16 protein-coding genes are annotated in these 15,758 nt (G+C 66.5%); 9 read left to right on the top strand and 7 right to left on the bottom strand.

What is annotated here, in order from left to right; genetic code table 11:
- Window positions 1-289: 289 nt before the first annotated feature.
- The 3 genes from AAFN89_RS12765 to AAFN89_RS12755 form a co-directional block, all read right to left on the bottom strand.
- On the bottom strand, window positions 290-946 hold the full coding sequence (locus tag AAFN89_RS12765) for a CHAP domain-containing protein (protein WP_347539443.1): 657 nt from the start codon (window positions 944-946) through the stop codon (window positions 290-292).
- Window positions 947-1,071: 125 nt separating this feature from the next.
- On the bottom strand, window positions 1,072-1,584 hold the full coding sequence (locus AAFN89_RS12760) for a winged helix DNA-binding protein (protein WP_347539442.1): 513 nt from the start codon (window positions 1,582-1,584) through the stop codon (window positions 1,072-1,074).
- Window positions 1,581-5,198, bottom strand: a complete 3,618-nt coding sequence (locus AAFN89_RS12755; protein WP_347539441.1) for a hydantoinase B/oxoprolinase family protein — start codon at window positions 5,196-5,198, stop codon at window positions 1,581-1,583. Before AAFN89_RS12755 ends, AAFN89_RS12760 begins: the two co-directional genes overlap by 4 nt.
- Before the next feature lie 145 nt (window positions 5,199-5,343).
- Here AAFN89_RS12755 and AAFN89_RS12750 point away from each other — a divergent pair, with 145 nt between their 5' ends.
- Together AAFN89_RS12750 and AAFN89_RS12745 are read left to right on the top strand one after the other, a co-directional pair.
- Window positions 5,344-5,589: a type II toxin-antitoxin system VapB family antitoxin gene (locus AAFN89_RS12750; RefSeq protein ID WP_347539440.1), complete on the top strand. Its 246-nt coding sequence runs from the start codon at window positions 5,344-5,346 to the stop codon at window positions 5,587-5,589.
- Complete coding sequence (locus tag AAFN89_RS12745) at window positions 5,586-5,993, top strand: type II toxin-antitoxin system VapC family toxin (RefSeq protein ID WP_347539439.1); 408 nt, start codon at window positions 5,586-5,588, stop codon at window positions 5,991-5,993. The genes AAFN89_RS12750 and AAFN89_RS12745 overlap by 4 nt, the downstream gene beginning before the upstream one ends.
- Here the strand turns inward: AAFN89_RS12745 and AAFN89_RS12740 are convergent.
- On the bottom strand, window positions 5,980-6,750 hold the full coding sequence (locus AAFN89_RS12740; RefSeq protein WP_347539438.1) for an SDR family oxidoreductase: 771 nt from the start codon (window positions 6,748-6,750) through the stop codon (window positions 5,980-5,982). The genes AAFN89_RS12745 and AAFN89_RS12740 overlap by 14 nt on opposite strands.
- Window positions 6,751-6,865: 115 nt before the next feature.
- Here AAFN89_RS12740 and AAFN89_RS12735 point away from each other — a divergent pair, with 115 nt between their 5' ends.
- From AAFN89_RS12735 to AAFN89_RS12715, 5 genes are all read left to right on the top strand, one after another.
- Complete coding sequence (locus AAFN89_RS12735) at window positions 6,866-7,618, top strand: DUF3750 domain-containing protein (RefSeq protein ID WP_347539437.1); 753 nt, start codon at window positions 6,866-6,868, stop codon at window positions 7,616-7,618.
- A 97-nt stretch (window positions 7,619-7,715) separates the two neighbouring features.
- On the top strand, window positions 7,716-8,462 hold the full coding sequence (locus AAFN89_RS12730; protein ID WP_347539436.1) for a TerB family tellurite resistance protein: 747 nt from the start codon (window positions 7,716-7,718) through the stop codon (window positions 8,460-8,462).
- A gap of 140 nt (window positions 8,463-8,602) precedes the next feature.
- Window positions 8,603-10,420: an ATP-binding cassette domain-containing protein gene (locus tag AAFN89_RS12725; protein ID WP_347539435.1), complete on the top strand. Its 1,818-nt coding sequence runs from the start codon at window positions 8,603-8,605 to the stop codon at window positions 10,418-10,420.
- Window positions 10,417-11,292 carry an EamA family transporter gene (locus AAFN89_RS12720; protein WP_347539434.1) on the top strand — a complete coding sequence of 292 codons (876 nt, stop codon included), beginning with the start codon at window positions 10,417-10,419 and terminating at the stop codon, window positions 11,290-11,292. Before AAFN89_RS12725 ends, AAFN89_RS12720 begins: the two co-directional genes overlap by 4 nt.
- Window positions 11,293-11,315: 23 nt before the next feature.
- Window positions 11,316-11,624, top strand: a complete 309-nt coding sequence (locus AAFN89_RS12715; RefSeq protein WP_347539433.1) for a Dabb family protein — start codon at window positions 11,316-11,318, stop codon at window positions 11,622-11,624.
- Window positions 11,625-11,654: 30 nt separating this feature from the next.
- Here the strand turns inward: AAFN89_RS12715 and AAFN89_RS12710 are convergent, their stop codons facing one another.
- The 3 genes from AAFN89_RS12710 to AAFN89_RS12700 all read right to left on the bottom strand — a co-directional run bounded on the left by AAFN89_RS12710 (window position 11,655) and on the right by AAFN89_RS12700 (window position 13,561).
- Entirely contained in the window at window positions 11,655-11,873 is a 219-nt protein-coding gene (locus AAFN89_RS12710) for a hypothetical protein (protein WP_347539432.1), read from the bottom strand.
- 324 nt (window positions 11,874-12,197) lie between these two features.
- Window positions 12,198-13,261 (bottom strand): IS630 family transposase gene (locus AAFN89_RS12705; RefSeq protein WP_347539431.1). Its coding sequence is split into 2 segments (ribosomal slippage): window positions 12,198-12,778 and window positions 12,778-13,261, totalling 1,065 coding nucleotides; the frame shifts between segments, so codons are not numbered across the junction.
- 66 nt (window positions 13,262-13,327) lie between these two features.
- Window positions 13,328-13,561 (bottom strand): hypothetical protein, encoded by a 234-nt coding sequence (locus AAFN89_RS12700; RefSeq protein WP_347539430.1) that lies wholly within the window; start codon window positions 13,559-13,561, stop codon window positions 13,328-13,330.
- Between the two features lie 321 nt (window positions 13,562-13,882).
- Here AAFN89_RS12700 and ada point away from each other — a divergent pair, with 321 nt between their 5' ends.
- Window positions 13,883-14,968, top strand: coding sequence for a bifunctional DNA-binding transcriptional regulator/O6-methylguanine-DNA methyltransferase Ada (gene ada, locus AAFN89_RS12695; protein WP_347539446.1), 1,086 nt, complete (start codon window positions 13,883-13,885; stop codon window positions 14,966-14,968).
- Window positions 14,965-15,672: a 2OG-Fe(II) oxygenase gene (locus AAFN89_RS12690; protein WP_347539429.1), complete on the top strand. Its 708-nt coding sequence runs from the start codon at window positions 14,965-14,967 to the stop codon at window positions 15,670-15,672. The genes ada and AAFN89_RS12690 overlap by 4 nt, the downstream gene beginning before the upstream one ends.
- Window positions 15,673-15,758: the final 86 nt, after the last annotated feature.

Here is a 15,758-nt window from a genome sequence, read left to right as displayed (position 1 = left end):
TCTACAGCCGCTCACTCACCAAGAAAGTCGCCATCATCGCCGTCGCCAGAAAGCTCCTCACCCACCTCAACGCCATGCTCAGAGACCGTAAAGCCTGGGCCTGACAACACAGTTGCCAGCTTCCGCTGGAATGACCAATAAAAACAATGTCATGCTGGACTTGATCCAGCATCCATAGGGCGTCGATAGGCGGTGGGGGTGGGCCCCGTCCTTCGCCGCCGGTGAAGCGGGGCTGGCCTATGGATTCCCGATCAAGCCGGGAATGACCAACTAAAGGAAGAGGATTCCCTCACCCCTGCCACTCCGGCAGGGTCTCCGGGCGGGCGGCGACGGTGGCGGGTTGGTAGATGAAGCCGTAGGCCGGGTAGATGCGGCCGAAACTTTCGTAGCCATCGGCGCGGAAGCGCGTCTCCGACCAGTCGCCGGCCTCCGAGGCGTCGACCACCAGCATGGAGCGGTGGACCCGGCCGCGATTGGCGCGCGTCCAGCCCCAGTTGGCGTGGGTGACCTCGATCGTGCGGTCGTCGACGATGCCGGTGACGACGGCGATATGGCCGCGCGACAGGCGGCTGGTCTTGGCAAGGACGAGGACGGCCCCGATCTCCGGCTCATGCCCCCGCTCATAGCGGCCGGCCGCCCGCTCCCACCAGCGCCAGGCGTCGCCGCGGATGTTGAACCCGCTCAGTTCGCGCGCGAAGGGAACGCAGCTCCAGCGACGCTGCCCGTCCAGCGCGTCGGCGCGGGCGAGGATGAGTTGGCTGAGACGGTCGTCGGAAGTCGTGCGCGGCGCGCGCGACGCCGCCAGGGCGCGGACCGCTTCGAATTTGGGACGTTCTATAAGGGAGGAATATTGAGGATCGGACTGGCCGGTGGTGGTGCAGGCGGCGGATAAAAGAAGGCCGCAAAGCACAAATAGCCGCCATCGGCGCTGGTCAAGCACCCTCATCTTCAACGCCCCCCAAATCAGTTCCGCTCCCCCCCGATTCCCTCTAGCAGGCCATGCGCGCAGTGCAAAGCCCGAAGTTCAGGGACGCAAAAAATACATGGCGAGGGCTTAACAATATCTTTTGATCATAAGGAAGTTGCGCTCCGCGCGGCCTGGTCATAGAGGCCGGAGAGGGCGCGGAGGCGGCGGGCGACATCGCCGATCTCCGCCCGGTCGATCTCACCGAAGGCGGCCAGCGTCTCGATCAGACACGCTTCCCTCACCTCCCGATAGCGGGCGCAGGCCGCGCGGCCGGCCTCCGAGGCGGCGAACAGGCTTTCCTTGCCCTTCTTCCGCCGGTCGACCAGCCCCAGCTTCTCCAGCTTCTTCAGGGCGTAGGAGACGAGGTGCTGGTCCTCGATATTGAGCGTAAAGCAGAGGTCAGCGAGACGCTTGGGCCGGTCGCGGTGATTGGCGCCGTGGAGCACCAGCACGTCGAGCGAGGAAAGGTCGGGCACGCCCGCTGCCGCCATACAGCGCGTGATCCAGCGGTTGAAGGCGTTGCCGGCGACGATCAGCCCGAACTCATACTCGCTCAACTCCGCCGCCCGTTCCGAAACCAGATGGGCGGAGGAGACGATGGGCGCGCGGCCGGTCATGCCCCGTCCTCCCGCCGCTCCACCGGATCGCCGAAGCCGCCGCCGCCCGGCGTCTCCACGATCAGCGCGTCGCCAACCGCCATCTCCGTCTTGTCGGTGCTGCCCAGCTCCTGCACCGTCCCGTCAATGCGGCGCACGGTGGTGCGGCCGACCGCGCCGGGCTGGCCGCCGGCGACGCCGTAGGGCGCAACCTTGCGGTTGTTCGCCAGGATCGCGGCCGTCATCGGCTCAAGGAACCGGAGCGCCCGGACCGTGCCGTCGCCGCCCCTGTGCCTGCCTGCGCCGCCCGAGCCGCGCCTGATCTCGAACCTCTCCAGCAGGACGGGGAAGCGAAGCTCCAGCACTTCAGGATCGGTCAGGCGGGAGTTGGTCATGTGGGTGTGGATGCCGGAGCAGCCGTCGAAATCCGGCCCCGCGCCCGCACCGCCGCAGATCGTCTCGTAATATTGGTGACGGGCGTTGCCGAAGGTGACGTTATTCATCGTCCCCTGCGCGGCCGCCAGAACGCCCAGCGCGCCATAGAGCGCATTGGTCACGGCCTGCGAGGTCTCGACATTGCCGGCCACGACGGCGCCGGGCGGCCGTGGCGCGAGCATGGAGGCTTCAGGCACCACGATCTCGATCGGGACGAGACAGCCATCGTTGAGCGGGATGTCGTCATCGACCAGCGTGCGGAAGACGTAGAGCACCGCCGCGCGGACGACGGCCGACGGAGCGTTGAAATTGCTGTCGAGCTGGGCGGAGGAGCCGGTGAAGTCGACCGTCGCCGACCGCCCCTCCCGGTCGATCGCGATGGCGACATGGATCTCCGCGCCATTATCCAGCTTCTGCACGAAGCGGCCGGGCGTCAGCACGTCCAGCACCCGGCGGACCTGTTCCTCCGCATTGTCGCGGACATGGCCCATATAGGCGTGGACGACGTCGAGACCGAACAGCCCGACCATGCGGCGCAGCTCCTGCACCCCCTTCTCGTTCGCCGCCACATGGGCCCGCAGGTCGCCCAGATTCTGGACGACGTTGCGGGCGGGATAGCGGGCCGAGGCGAAGAGGTCGCGCACCGCCTGTTCGCGCAAGCCCCCCTTCTCCACCAGAACGAAATCGTCGATCAGGACGCCCTCATCCTCGATCGTCCGGCTGTCGGGCGGCATGGAGCCGGGGGTCAGCCCGCCGACATCGGCATGGTGCCCCCGGCTGGCGACATGGAACAGCACCTCCCGCCCCTCATCGTCGAAGACCGGTGTGATGACCGTGATGTCCGGCAGATGGGTGCCACCATTGTAGGGATCGTTCAGCATGTAGACCTCGCCGGGGACCATCCGGCCGGCGCGCTTCGCGATGATATGGCGGACGCTGGCGCCCATGGACCCCAGATGCACCGGCATGTGCGGGGCGTTGGCCACCAGATTGCCTTCGGGATCGAAGACCGCGCAGGAGAAGTCCAGCCGCTCCTTGATGTTGACCGAATAGGCGGTGTTCTGGAGCGTCACGCCCATCTGTTCGGCGATGGACATGAAGAGGTTGTTGAAGACCTCCAGCATCACCGGGTCGACCGTCGTCCCGACCGCGACGCGGCTCGGCAGCGGCACGACACGGCGCAGCAGCAGATGGCCGAGGTCCGTGATCTCCGCCCGCCAGCCCGGCTCGACCACCGTGGTCGCCGTCGATTCCCGCACGATGGCCGGGCCGTCGATGGCCTGTCCGGGAGAGAGCGCGTCGCGGTCGTAGACCGGCGTCTCCCGCCGCTCCCCCGCCAGCCAGACGGCGACGGTGGCGAGCCTCCCCGGCTTTTCGGAGGAAGTCTCCAGGACCGGCTCTTCCGGAGGCGCGGAGGCGCCGCCCACCAGTTCCAGCGACACCGCCTCGACGGCCAGCTTCTTGCCTTCCATGACGAAGCCGAACTGGCGCTTGTGGGCTTCCTCGAACGCGCGCGCGATGGCGGCGCGGTCGCCGAGATCGACCGGCAGCGCCGTGTCCGTGCCGTCATATTTGACGTGGAGGCGACGGTGGGTCTCGTACTCCGCGATGCCCTGACGCTCCAGTTCAGTCGCCGCGTCGGCGGCCAGCGAGTCCAGGACCGATGCCGCCTCGGCCAGCGTCCCGTCATTCAGCGGGGCCTCGATAGACTTCTCCCGCAGCGCTCGGATGTCGGCCAGCCCCATGCCATAGGCGGAGAGGACGCCGGCATGGGGGTGGATCAGCACCGTCTTCATGCCCAGCGCGTCGGCGACCAAGCCGGCATGCTGACCGCCCGCTCCGCCGAAGCTGACCAGCGTGTAGGCGGTGACGTCATGGCCGCGCTGGACGGAGATTTGCTTGATGGCGTTGGCCATGTTGTCGACGGCGATCCGGAGAAAGCCGGAGGCGACCTCCTCCGGCCCCCGCCGGTCGCCGGTCGCCTTCTCGATCTCCGCCGACAGCGCCTCGAACTTCCGCCGGACGATGCCGGCATCCAGCTTCTCGTTCCCTTCCGGCCCGAAGACGGCGGGGAAGAAATCCGGCTGGAGGGTGCCCAGCATGACGTTGCAGTCGGTGACGGTCAGCGGACCGCCCCGGCGATAGCAGGCAGGCCCCGGATCGGCCCCCGCGCTTTCCGGGCCGACGCGGTATTTCGCACCGTCGAACGCGCAGATGGAGCCGCCGCCGGCGGCCACCGTGTGGATCTGCATCATCGGCGCGCGCATGCGGACGCCGGCGACCAGCGTCTCGAACGCGCGCTCATATTCCCCGGCATAGTGCGCCACGTCGGTCGAGGTGCCGCCCATGTCGAAGCTGATGATCCGGTCGAACCCCGCCATCCCGGACACGCGCGCGGCGCCGACGATGCCGCCGGCCGGGCCGGAGAGGATGGAATCCTTGCCCTGGAACAGGCGCGCGTCGGTCAGCCCGCCATTGGACTGCATGAACATCAGCCGCGTATCGCCAAGCTCCGCCGCCACCCGGTCGACATAGCGGCGCAGGATGGGGGAGAGGTAGGCGTCGACCACCGCCGTGTCGCCCCGGCCGACCAGCTTGATCAGCGGGCTGACCTCATGGGAGGCGGAGACCTGCGTGAACCCAACCTCCCGCGCCAGGGCGGCGACCGCCTTTTCGTGCGCGGGATAGCGGTAGGCGTGCATGAAGACGATCGCGCAGGCGCGGATGCCATCGGCATAGGCGCTCTCCAGCGCCTCGCGGGCCGCGGCGAGGTCTATGGGGGCGAGTTCCTCACCGTCCGTCGTCAGGCGGCCGCCGACCTCCTCCACCCTTTCATAGAGCAGTTCCGGCAGAACGATGTTCCGGTCGAAAAGGCGCGGGCGGGCCTGGTAGGCCAGGCGCAGCGCGTCGCGGAAGCCGACATTGATGAGAAGCAGCGTCCGGTCGCCCTTGCGCTCCAGCAGCGCGTTGGTGGCGACGGTGGTACCCATCTTCACCGCCTCGATCCGGTCGGCCGGGATCGGCTCCCCGGCCGCCACGCCCAGCAGGTCCCGAATGCCCTGGAGCGCGGCGTCGGGATAGCGTTCCGGATTCTCCGACAGCAGCTTGTGCGTCGCCACCGAGCCGTCCGGGCGCCGCGCCACGATATCGGTGAAGGTGCCACCCCGATCGATCCAGAACTGCCAGCGGTCAAGCGTCATCGAGTCGGCCTCCTTCATTCCCATGAAAGTCATTTTACCAGCGATTTGCCGGCAAATCATTTTTTATTTGAAAATCGACGGAGCTTTGATCAGTCGAGCCCCTAGGATATACTATTCCCATCAATGTATATACGAGAGGTGAGGCATGCCGCTCTATGTCAAGGATCCCGAGGTCGACCGGCTGGCCCGCGAGATCGCACGGCTGGAACATAAAAGCCTGACGGAGGTGCTGGGCGACGCCCTTCGGGAACGGTACAGCGCGCTTATGCGGCCCGAGGCGGACCGGCGCGCCCGCGCCGACGCAGCGTTGAGAAAGATCAGGCGAATGCCCGTCATCGACCGGCGCGACGCCGACAGCGTGTTCTATGACGATTCCGGCCTGCCCCGATGACGGAGATCGCCGTGGACCCCTCGGCGATCGTCGCCATCATGCTGGACGAACCCGAGGCGGCGGCCTTTCATGAGATCATGATTTCAGCCTCCTCCGTCATTTCGGCCGCCAGCTGGGTGGAACTGGCCTGCGTGGCGCGACATCATTTCGGCCCCCCTGGCGTCGACGCGGCGCGGGAGCTTCTGGACAGCTATGGCACGACGGTCGCGCCGGTCGATGCCGAACAGGCCGACATCGCCGTCGAGGGGCTGACCAGATTCGGCAAAGGGCGCGGCGAACCGCCGGCCGCGCTGAATTTCGGTGATCTGTTCAGCTATGCGTTGGCGAGAACAAGGGCGTTGCCTCTGCTCTACAAGGGCAACGATTTCTCCCGTACGGATATCGCAGCCGCTACGTCCGGCTGATGGAGAGGCCGCCATCGACCAGGATGGCCGCGCCGGTGATGAAGCTGGATGCATCGGAGGCGAGGTGGAGGACGGTCCGGGCGATTTCATCCGGCCGGGCCATGCGCTTCAGCGCATGGAGGTTTTCCACGAAGGCCTTCACCTCCGGACCTGCGTCGGGGGCATTGGTGATGCTGGCGGGCGTATCGACGCCGCCGGGCAGAATGGCGTTGACGCGAACGCCGTTCGCGCCGCCTTCGACCGCCAGCGCCTGGGTGAGGCCGATCAGCCCCGCCTTGGCGGCGGCGTAGGCGGCCATGCCCGGCATCCCGGCAGTGTGGCCGACGAAGGAAGAGGTGAAGATGATCGACCCGCCGCCTCGCCGGACCATCGCCGGCATCTGATGCCGGGCGCCGAGGAACGCGCCGGTCAGGTTGGTTTCGATCGTGTCGCGCCAGCCGGCCGCCGAAAGTTCGGCGACGGGCGCCATCTCACCCGTGGAGCCGGCGTTGTTGAACGCGATGTCGAGCCCGCCGAAACGGTCGACTGCCGTCGCGACCAGTTGGCTGGCATGGGATTCGTCCCGCACGTCGCCCGCCACCGCGACGGCTTCGCCGCTGGTCGAGGCGATCTCCGATACCAGCACCTCCAGTTCCGCCTGCCGCCGTGCGGCGATGACGACCTTTGCGCCCTGCCGCGCGAACAGGATGGCGGCGGCGCGGCCGATTCCGGAACTTGCCCCTGTGACGATGGCGACCTTGCCGGTGAGCGATGTCATCTTCAAACTCCATGGATGAATTGGATTGGCGGCGGAAAATGGCGGCCACGTGCGTCGCCGGTCTTCCCGCTTCTTGCCTTCCAATTTCCTTTCGCCACGGGACAGGAACCGACCCTTGCTGAAGCTCACCCTCGGCTCCGTCGCCGGGCTTTTCCTGATCCTGCTCGCCGGGCCTGCCGCGATGGCGCTGAGCGGGCGGATCGACCTTTCGGCCCGCTGGTCGCAGGCGTCGCGGGAGGTGGTGGGGATCGCGCCGCCGGCCGCCGCGACGCAGGAGGCCATCGTCCAGGTCTATGGCGCGCGCACCTTCAACTGGCGCGGCGCGTTCGCGATCCACACCTGGATCGCGGTCAAGCCGGAGGGGGCCGACAGCTATACCGTCCATGAGGTGATCGGCTGGCGGGCGATGCGCGGCGGATCGGCGCTGGCGACGGCGGAGCGCGCACCCGACCGGCAATGGTACGGGCAGGACCCAAGGATCCTGACCGACATCCGCGGAGCCGGGGCGGCCGCGCTGATCCCGGAGATCGAGGCGGCGGTCGAAAGCTATCCCTGGCCCGACCGGTACGAGGCGTGGCCCGGCCCGAACAGCAATACCTTCATCGCCCATATCGGCCGCGAGGTTCCCGGCCTGCGGCTGGACCTACCTTCCACGGCCGTCGGCAAGGATTATCTGGGGCCGTGGAAGATCTTCGCGCGAAGCCCGAGCGGCACCGGCTACCAGCTTTCGTTCCGAGGCTATCTGGGGCTGACTGTGGGGATCGAGGAGGGGCTGAAGCTGACCGTGCTGGGCCTCACGCTGGGGATCGACCCGCTGGACCTGACGGTCGACCTGCCGGGCGTCGGCCGGGTCGGACTTTCAAGCTGACAACCGCCCCGCTATGCTGTCCGGGCGGCCGCGCCGGCCGCCGGATCGCAATCGTCCGCGCGAATCCTGTCTTCCGCCCTTTCATCATCGTCATTCCATGAGCATCTGGGGAAAAATCGTCGGGGGAGCCACCGGCTTCGCGCTGGGCGGGCCGCTGGGGGCGCTGATCGGCGCCGTCATCGGCCATGGCGTCGACCATATCGCCGGGACGGCGATGGTGGAGACCGACGCTCGGGAAGATGCCGACAACACGCGCAAGATAGCCTTCACCATCGCAGTCATCGTGCTGGGGGCGAAGATGGCGAAGGCCGACGGCCGGGTGACGCGGGACGAGGTGGCGGCGTTCCGCCAGGTCTTCCACGTGCCGCAGGAGGAGCTTGAGAATGTCGGGCGGGTGTTCAACATCGCCCGGCGCGACAGCGCGGGATTCGAACCCTACGCCAGGCAGATCGCCGGCATGTTCCAGGACCGGCCGGCTGTCCTGGAGGATCTGCTGGCCTGCCTCTTCCACATCGCGCAGTCGGACGGCGCGCTGAACGAGAAGGAGACGGCCTACCTGCGGGCGGTGGCCCGGCTGTTCGGCTTCACCGACGCGGAGTTCGAGCGGCTGCGCGCCGCGGAGGCGGGGCCAGACGAAGCCGACCCCTACCACATCTTGGGTGTCGCCCATGACGCGGACGATGCGGCCGTGAAGGCGCAATGGCGACGGTTGACGCGCGAGCAGCATCCCGACCGGCTGATGGCGGAAGGGCTGCCGCAGGAATTCATCGATATCGCCACCCAAAAGATGGCCTCCATCAACGCCGCCTACGACCGTGTCGCCAAGGAGCGCGGAATGAGATGAGCGGCTACCTCAACTGCTCTGGCCTTCGCGGCGATTACAAAACTCAACGTCTCGACCATTTCTGAACCGGCCGGAACTCTGTTACATCAACTGAACGCCAGCCGCCTTTCCGACGCATCATTATCGGTTCTCCCTGATTCATGCCTCCCCCCGCCCCCCTTCTCGCGCTGCGCGGCGCCACGGTGACGTTCGGCGGCGGACCCCTGTTCGCCGGTATCGACCTGGCGCTGGCGGCGGGCGACCGCGCCTGCCTGGTCGGCCGTAACGGCGCCGGCAAGTCGACGCTGATGAAGCTGCTGGCCGGCCAGGTGGCGGCGGATGGCGGCGAGAGGTTCGTGCAGCCCGGCGCGACGATCGCCTATCTGGAGCAGTCGCCCGACCTGAAGCGCTGGCCCCATGTCGGCGACTATGTGCGGGACGGATTGCCACCGGCGGCGCGGGACGAGGCGTTCCGCATCGACGCGGTGCTGGAGCCGCTGAAGCTGCCCACCGGCAAGGAGACCGCGACGCTGTCCGGCGGCGAGGCGCGGCGGGCGGCGCTGGCCCGGGCCTTGGTCTCCGACCCCGACGCGCTGCTGCTGGACGAGCCGACCAACCATCTGGACCTGCCGACCATCGAATGGCTGGAAGGGACGCTGGCGGGCTATCGCGGCGCGCTGCTGATGATCAGCCATGACCGCGCCTTCCTGACCGCGCTGTCGCGCCGCCTGGTCTGGCTGGACCGGGGGCGGGTACGAGAGACAGCCGCCGGGTTCGACCGGTTCGAGGAATGGCGTGAGGAGGTCGAGGCGGCGGAGGAGAAGGAGCTTCACCGCATCGACCGGAGGATCGTCAGTGATACGAAATGGGCGCGGGAGGGAATCTCCGCCCGGCGCAAGCGCAATATGGGCCGGATGCGGGCGCTGCAGGAGCTTCGCCGGGATCGCGGACAACGCGTGGCCCGACAGGGCGTGGCGAAGCTGGACGTGGCGGAGGCGGAGCGCAGCGGCGCGCTGGTCATCGAGGCGGACGGCGTCTCCAAGTGCTTCGAGAGGCCGGACGGAACGCGGCTGACCGTTGCGCGGGGCTTCTCCACCCGCATCCAGCGCGGCGACCGCATCGGCGTGATCGGGCCGAACGGCGCGGGCAAGAGCACGCTGGTCCGGATGCTGACCGGCGCGCTGCCGCCCGACGAGGGATCGGTGAAGCTGGGCACGAACCTGGAGATCGCCTATTTCGACCAGAACCGCGAGACGCTGGACCCGGAGACGAGCGTGCGGCTGGCGCTGCTGCCGAGCGGCGGCGACCAGATCCAGGTCGGCGGAGCCTACAAGCACATCGCCAGCTACCTGAAGGATTTCCTGTTCGATCCGTCGCGCATGGACAGCCCCGTCCGCAGCCTGTCGGGCGGCGAACGCAACCGGCTGCTGCTGGCCCGGCTGTTCGCGAGGCCGAGCAACCTGCTGGTGATGGACGAGCCGACCAACGACCTGGACATGGAGACGCTGGACCTCCTGGAGGAGGTCCTGGGCGACTATGCCGGAACGCTGCTTCTGGTCAGCCATGACCGCGACTTCCTGGACCGGCTGGTCGGGTCCGTGATTGCCGTGGAGGGCGACGGCGCGGTCGCCGAATATGTCGGCGGCTATGCCGATTACGCCCGCCAGCGCCCGGCGATGGCGCCGGCGGCGGAGAAGTCTAGGCCGAGGGCGGAGACGCCGACTCGGCCGAAGGTGCAGACCAAGCTGAGCTACAAGGACCAGCGGGAGCTGGACCTGCTGCCCGGACGGATCGAGGGGCTGACGTCGGAGATCGCGGCGCTGGAGAATGCGCTGGCCGATCCCGCCCTCTATGGCCGCGACCCTAAGGCGTTCGACATGAAGACGAAACGGCTGGAGGCCGCGCAGGCCGAGATCGGCCGGGCCGAGGAGCGCTGGCTGGAACTGGCCGCGCTGAGCGAGGAGCTTTCCCAGCCATGACCCCCACCCACGCCCTTGGGGCCATCCTGGTGATGGTCCTGTGGGGGCTGAACTTCCCCGTCGCCAAGATCGGGCTGGAGCAGTTTCCGCCGCTGGCCATGATGGCGCTGCGCTTCACCGTCGTGGCGGCCCTTGTGGTGCCGTTCGTAAAGATGCCGAAGGGCAGGATCAGGGAAATCGCGCTTCTGTCCTTCACGCTGGGCTTCCTGCATTTCTCCCTTATGTTCAACGGCCTGCAATATGTCGACGCGGCCGTGGCGGCGGTGACCATCCAGATCCAGGTGCCGTTCGCGGCGGTGCTGGGCATGGTGCTGTTCGGCGACACGCTGGGCTGGCGGCGCTGGCTGGGCATGGGCGTGGCCATCGCAGGGGTTGCCATCCTGGCGGGGGAGCCGCGCGCCGGGTCGCCCTGGTGGGCGGTCGGGCTGATCGTGATGGCGGCCATGGTCTGGGCCTGCGCCAACATCCAGATGAAGAAGCTTTCCGACGTCAACGGGCTGGCGGTCAATGGCTGGATGGGCCTGTTCGCCGCCCCGCAGCTGGCGCTGGGGTCGCTGATCCTGGAAGACGGCCAGATCGAGGCTATCAGGACCGCCGATCTGGTGGCCTGGGGGTCGATCGCCTATCAGGCGGTGCTGGTGGTCATCTTCTGCTACGGCGTCTGGTACTGGCTGCTGAATCGCTATCCGCTGAGCCAGGCCATGCCCTACACGCTGCTGGTGCCGGTGTTCGGCGTCATGTCCGGCGTCGCCCTGCTGGGCGAGCCCGTATCCCTGCAGCTTGTCATCGGGGCGGCGGCGACCATCGTCGGCGTCGCCATCATCCTGATCCGCCGGCCGGCGACCATCGACACCAAGATACCGACGAGTTGAGCCCCGACCATTCGAGGACCGCCATGATCCGCCATATCGTCTTTTTCCGCGCCCGCCGCCGCGAGGATGTCGGGGAGATCCTGGTGGGGCTGTCCCTCCTGAAACAGAACCCTCACGCCCAGCGGCTTGAGGTGGCGCTGAACGGCCGGATGGACCAGTTAGGCAATGAGGTGGATGTGGTGGTCTATGGCGAATTCGCCGACCGGGACGCGCTTGCCGCCTACAAGACGCACCCGATCTATATGGAATCGATCGAGCGCGTCCGCCCGTTGCGCGATTTGCGCTATGCCGCCGATTTCGAAATGGTCGAAGGCTACAGCGTCCGACTCTAATCGAGACTGGAGAAAAATCAGGGGGTCAAGTCACAATAAGCCGGCTTCTTCGATCAGCTGTGCATGATCATTCAGCCAAGGGGAGTTATCTGGTTGCCACAAAGGGTTGGACTGAAGAAAAACAGGCGTCTGTAGTCCATTAGCGGCTCTGGCATCGCGGTAACGCTCCCACGGATTGAGCTCCAACCCGATAATATCATTGGGGTGTTCTGATTCCAGAATTACACAGCCGACCGCATAGCGGTCCATGATCGCTATGGCACACTCCAAACGACCGTGGGGACCGTCCTGCTGAAAATTGCGGAGACCCAGCCAACGCGAGCATACCAATTCGACAAACCGCTTGCGTGGAAAAACGTGCTCATGGACTAGCCGCTCTTCAGGTTCCCGCCGTTTTTGGGAAAGATTACCGGCAAATTGTTTCGCCGCGCGCAAAGCTTCATCTGATGGGAGTTCCGGATCAGCCGAAGCAAGAATCTCTACTTGTTCAGCAGCATTCTGGAAAAATCGATACGCATTCTGACTCCAGAACGGGCACCCAATGTATTTTCCGGTTAACTCATACCAACGGCATTATAGATTGACCGTGGCCCATTTTCGCGCGGTGATGGAAGCGACGGCGGTCTTGTCGTTTGCGAAGAAGTTCCAGGCCTGACAGCATTTATCGAGGATGTCGGGGTAGCCGTCGAAGACGGTGATGGCGAGCTTGTTCTTGCGCAGATACTCCCAGACGTTCTCGACCGGATTGAGTTCGGGCGCATAGGGCGGCAGGTGCAGCAGGGTGAGGTTGTCGGGTATGCGGAGGTCATCGGCGATGTGCCAGCCGGCGCCGTCGAGGACGAGGATGGCGTGGGCTCCCGGTTCGACCTGGCTGCCGATTTCGGCCAGATGCAGGGACAGCGCCTCGGCGTTGGCCTTGGGCAGGACGAGCGCGGCGATGGCGGCGCGCGCCGGGCAGACGGCGCCAAAGATGTAGGCCCATTTGTAACGCCGGTCGCGGGGGCCGCGCGGTCGGCTTCCGCGTTTGGCCCAGACCTTCGTCAGCGTCCCCTGCTGGCCGACGCGGGCTTCGTCCTGGAACCAGATTTCGATCGGTTTGCCGCGTGCCGCGGGCGGGATTGCCGCGGCTACCCGATCGACGAAGTTTTTTTGAAAGCCTCCTGGGCGGCTTCGTCGGCCTTCGGATGACGCGGCCGCACCGACAGGCGCACGAAGCCGAGTTCGGCCAGTTGCGCGCCCACCGTGCGCTCCTGCATGACGACCCCGAACATCTCCTCGATCCGTCGCTTCAGGTCCTTGCGCCGCCACCGCACCACGCCGTCCCGCTCGGGATCGGGACCTCGTTCCACCAGCGCCGCGAGCTCGGCCTTCTGCGCCGGCGTCAGCCAGGGCCGGCGACCGGGCGGCTTGCGGTTGGAAAGGCCGCTCAGCCCTTCGGCATTGTAGCGATGCACCCAGTCCCGCAGCGTCTGCCGGTCCATGCCGCAACTCTCCGCCGCCGCCTTGCGCTCAACACCCTCCACAACAAGTGCGATTGCCAGCATCCGCCGCGCCGCCCGCGCATCGCTCGTCCGGGCCGCCGCGGCGCGCAATTGGCCCACCGACAGATCTTTCCGGGTGACTGCTATTCCCGCCATCGAAACCTCCTTCGGTCGTCGATGACAGTGAGTCAGACTCCGCGGCTTTTGGGAATCCCCCGAGAGTCACAAATCAATGCCGTTGGTATCAGATCTCTTCCAGCTCAATTCATCAATATACTTCACACGCCCCTTATTTCCGTTGATGCTTCCATAATACAATTCGTGTTCATTATCGAACAGGCGATCATTGAATTCATCTCCGAATTGCATGGATTTGATCAAGCGCTCTGCGATTCCTCTGCGAAGAGAATTCTGCTGTTCTAGCCCACAAGTGTGGAAAAATGGGTCAAATGGCACGTTACGGTTCTCGTGCAGATGTGATTATAACTCAGGAAAGAAACGGACAGTTTCACGGCGCAGTACTAGTTAGTGCTGCTCATCATTCCAAACGTTCAATCAGAGACAAATCGACTTGGTAGCATAGAGGAGATCGCCCATAAGTTGCACGATATCACCTAAACAAGCGCCTATGCCACTTCTATTTTTGGGCGCGCGGTCGCCGAATATAAAAGCAAGGGGCGGAGTGCGGAGGTCCCGCGATGGGCGGAGGATCGTCCCGGAGAGAAGAGAGGGCCGAACGCCTCCTCGCCGAACCGAAAGGACGCTACCATGTCTTCGATGATGACGGTCGCCAACGATCCCTCTCCCCTTCGCCTCGCCGGCGACGAAGACAAGTGGCAGGCGCTGCTGCGCCGCGACCCGGCCGCCGACGGGCTGTTCTACTTCTCCGTCAGGACCACGGGTGTCTATTGCCGGCCGTCCTGCGCAGCCCGCCAGCCGAAGCGGGAGAACGTCGCCTTCCACGACACCCCCGCCGACGCCGAGAAAGCAGGTTTCCGGCCCTGCAAGAGGTGCCGACCCAACGAGGCGCCGCGCGCGGAGCGGCAAGCCGACGCCGTCGCCCGCGCCTGCCGGATGATCGAGGAGGCGGAGGACGCCCCCGCGCTCGACGCGCTGGCGTCGGCCGTGGGCATGAGCCGCTTCCACTTCCATCGCGTGTTCAAGGCAGTCACCGGCGTCACGCCCAAGGCCTATGCCGCGGCCCATCGCGCCCGGAAGGTGCGGGAGGAGCTGACGCGCAGCCCGACCGTGACCGACGCGATCTACGGCGCGGGCTTCAATTCCAGCGGCCGGTTCTACGCGACCGCCGGCAAGGTTCTGGGCATGGCCCCGACGGAGTTCCGCGCCGGCGGGACAGGGGCGGCGATCCGCTTCGCGGTCGGCGAATGCTCGCTGGGATCGATCCTGGTGGCGGCCAGCGGAAAGGGCGTCTGCGCCATCCTGCTGGGCGACGATCCCGACGCGCTGGTCCGCGATCTTCAGGACCGCTTCCCCAAGGCGGCCCTGACCGGCGGCGATGCCGGGTTCGAGGATTGGGTCGCCCGCGTGGTCGGCTTCGTTGAAGCCCCGCGTCTGGGGCTGGATCTGCCGCTGGATGTCAGGGGCACCGCCTTCCAGCAGCGCGTCTGGCAGGCGCTGTCGGAGATCCCGCCCGGATCGACCGCCAGCTACAGCGAGATCGCGGAAAGGATCGGTTCGCCCAAGGCAGTCCGCGCGGTCGCGCAGGCCTGCTCCGCCAACGCGCTGGCGGTCGCCATCCCGTGTCATCGGGTGGTGCGGACCGATGGCGGGCTTTCCGGCTATCGCTGGGGCGTCGAGCGGAAGCGCGCCCTGCTGAATCGCGAGGCCGGAGAAGCGGCATGAGCGTCGCGGAGAAGATCGCGGCGGTCGATTGGCAAGGAATCGGCGCGGCCCTGGACGAGCAGGGCTGCGCCATTCTGCCGAACGTCCTTTCCGCCGGGGAATGCGCGGCGCTGGCCGGACGCTATGAGGATGACGGCCTCTTCCGCAGCCGCATCGTCATGGCGCGGCACGGCTTCGGGAGGGGCGAATACAAATATTTCGCCTATCCGCTGCCGGAGCCGGTCGCGGCGTTGCGGGCGGCGCTCTACCCGCCGCTGGCGGCTGTCGCCAATCGCTGGAACGCGGCGATGGGGATCGATATCCGCTATCCGCCCGACCATGCGGCCTTCCTCGCCCGCTGCCACGAGGCGGGGCAGACCAGGCCGACGCCGCTTCTGCTGCGCTATGGCGAGGGCGACTATAATTGCCTTCACCAGGATCTTTACGGGGAGCATGTCTTCCCGCTGCAGGTCGCGTTCCTGCTGTCGGAGCCGGGACGGGACTTCACCGGCGGCGAATTCGTGCTGACCGAGCAGCGGCCGCGGATGCAGTCCCGCGCGGAGGTGGCACCGTTGACCCGAGGCGACGGGGTGATCTTTCCGGTCCATCATCGGCCGATCCACGGTTCGCGCGGCTTCTACCGCGTCAATCTGCGCCATGGGGTGAGCCGGGTACGCTCCGGCAACAGGTCGACGCTGGGCGTCATCTTCCACGACGCGAAGTAGGAACGGCGGCCAGCCCGGAACTTAATCGCGCTTCTCCAATTGGCCGGTGTGAGCGGAACTATCGCGAGGTCCGCAGCCTCGTCTCC

The sequence above is a fragment of the Inquilinus sp. CAU 1745 genome (assembly GCF_039839375.1).
Classification (GTDB): Bacteria; Pseudomonadota; Alphaproteobacteria; order DSM-16000; family Inquilinaceae; genus JBDOQU01.
Note: the sequence above shows the minus strand (reverse complement) of the source record. Positions and strands in the feature narration are given on the sequence as shown.

Excerpts from the sequence above, each read along its gene's own strand:
- AAFN89_RS12690 (WP_347539429.1), top strand. The coding sequence starts at position 14,965 with ATGAGCGTCGCGGAGAAGATCGCGGCGGTCGATTGGCAAGGAATCGGC.
- ada (WP_347539446.1), top strand. The coding sequence starts at position 13,883 with ATGATGACGGTCGCCAACGATCCCTCTCCCCTTCGCCTCGCCGGCGAC.
- AAFN89_RS12755 (WP_347539441.1), bottom strand. The coding sequence starts at position 5,198 with ATGACGCTTGACCGCTGGCAGTTCTGGATCGATCGGGGTGGCACCTTC.
- AAFN89_RS12750 (WP_347539440.1), top strand. The coding sequence starts at position 5,344 with ATGCCGCTCTATGTCAAGGATCCCGAGGTCGACCGGCTGGCCCGCGAG.
- AAFN89_RS12715 (WP_347539433.1), top strand. The coding sequence starts at position 11,316 with ATGATCCGCCATATCGTCTTTTTCCGCGCCCGCCGCCGCGAGGATGTC.
- AAFN89_RS12765 (WP_347539443.1), bottom strand. The coding sequence starts at position 946 with ATGAGGGTGCTTGACCAGCGCCGATGGCGGCTATTTGTGCTTTGCGGC.
- AAFN89_RS12760 (WP_347539442.1), bottom strand. The coding sequence starts at position 1,584 with ATGACCGGCCGCGCGCCCATCGTCTCCTCCGCCCATCTGGTTTCGGAA.
- AAFN89_RS12745 (WP_347539439.1), top strand. The coding sequence starts at position 5,586 with ATGACGGAGATCGCCGTGGACCCCTCGGCGATCGTCGCCATCATGCTG.
- AAFN89_RS12740 (WP_347539438.1), bottom strand. The coding sequence starts at position 6,750 with ATGACATCGCTCACCGGCAAGGTCGCCATCGTCACAGGGGCAAGTTCC.
- AAFN89_RS12730 (WP_347539436.1), top strand. The coding sequence starts at position 7,716 with ATGAGCATCTGGGGAAAAATCGTCGGGGGAGCCACCGGCTTCGCGCTG.
- AAFN89_RS12720 (WP_347539434.1), top strand. The coding sequence starts at position 10,417 with ATGACCCCCACCCACGCCCTTGGGGCCATCCTGGTGATGGTCCTGTGG.
- AAFN89_RS12710 (WP_347539432.1), bottom strand. The coding sequence starts at position 11,873 with ATGGACCGCTATGCGGTCGGCTGTGTAATTCTGGAATCAGAACACCCC.
- AAFN89_RS12725 (WP_347539435.1), top strand. The coding sequence starts at position 8,603 with ATGCCTCCCCCCGCCCCCCTTCTCGCGCTGCGCGGCGCCACGGTGACG.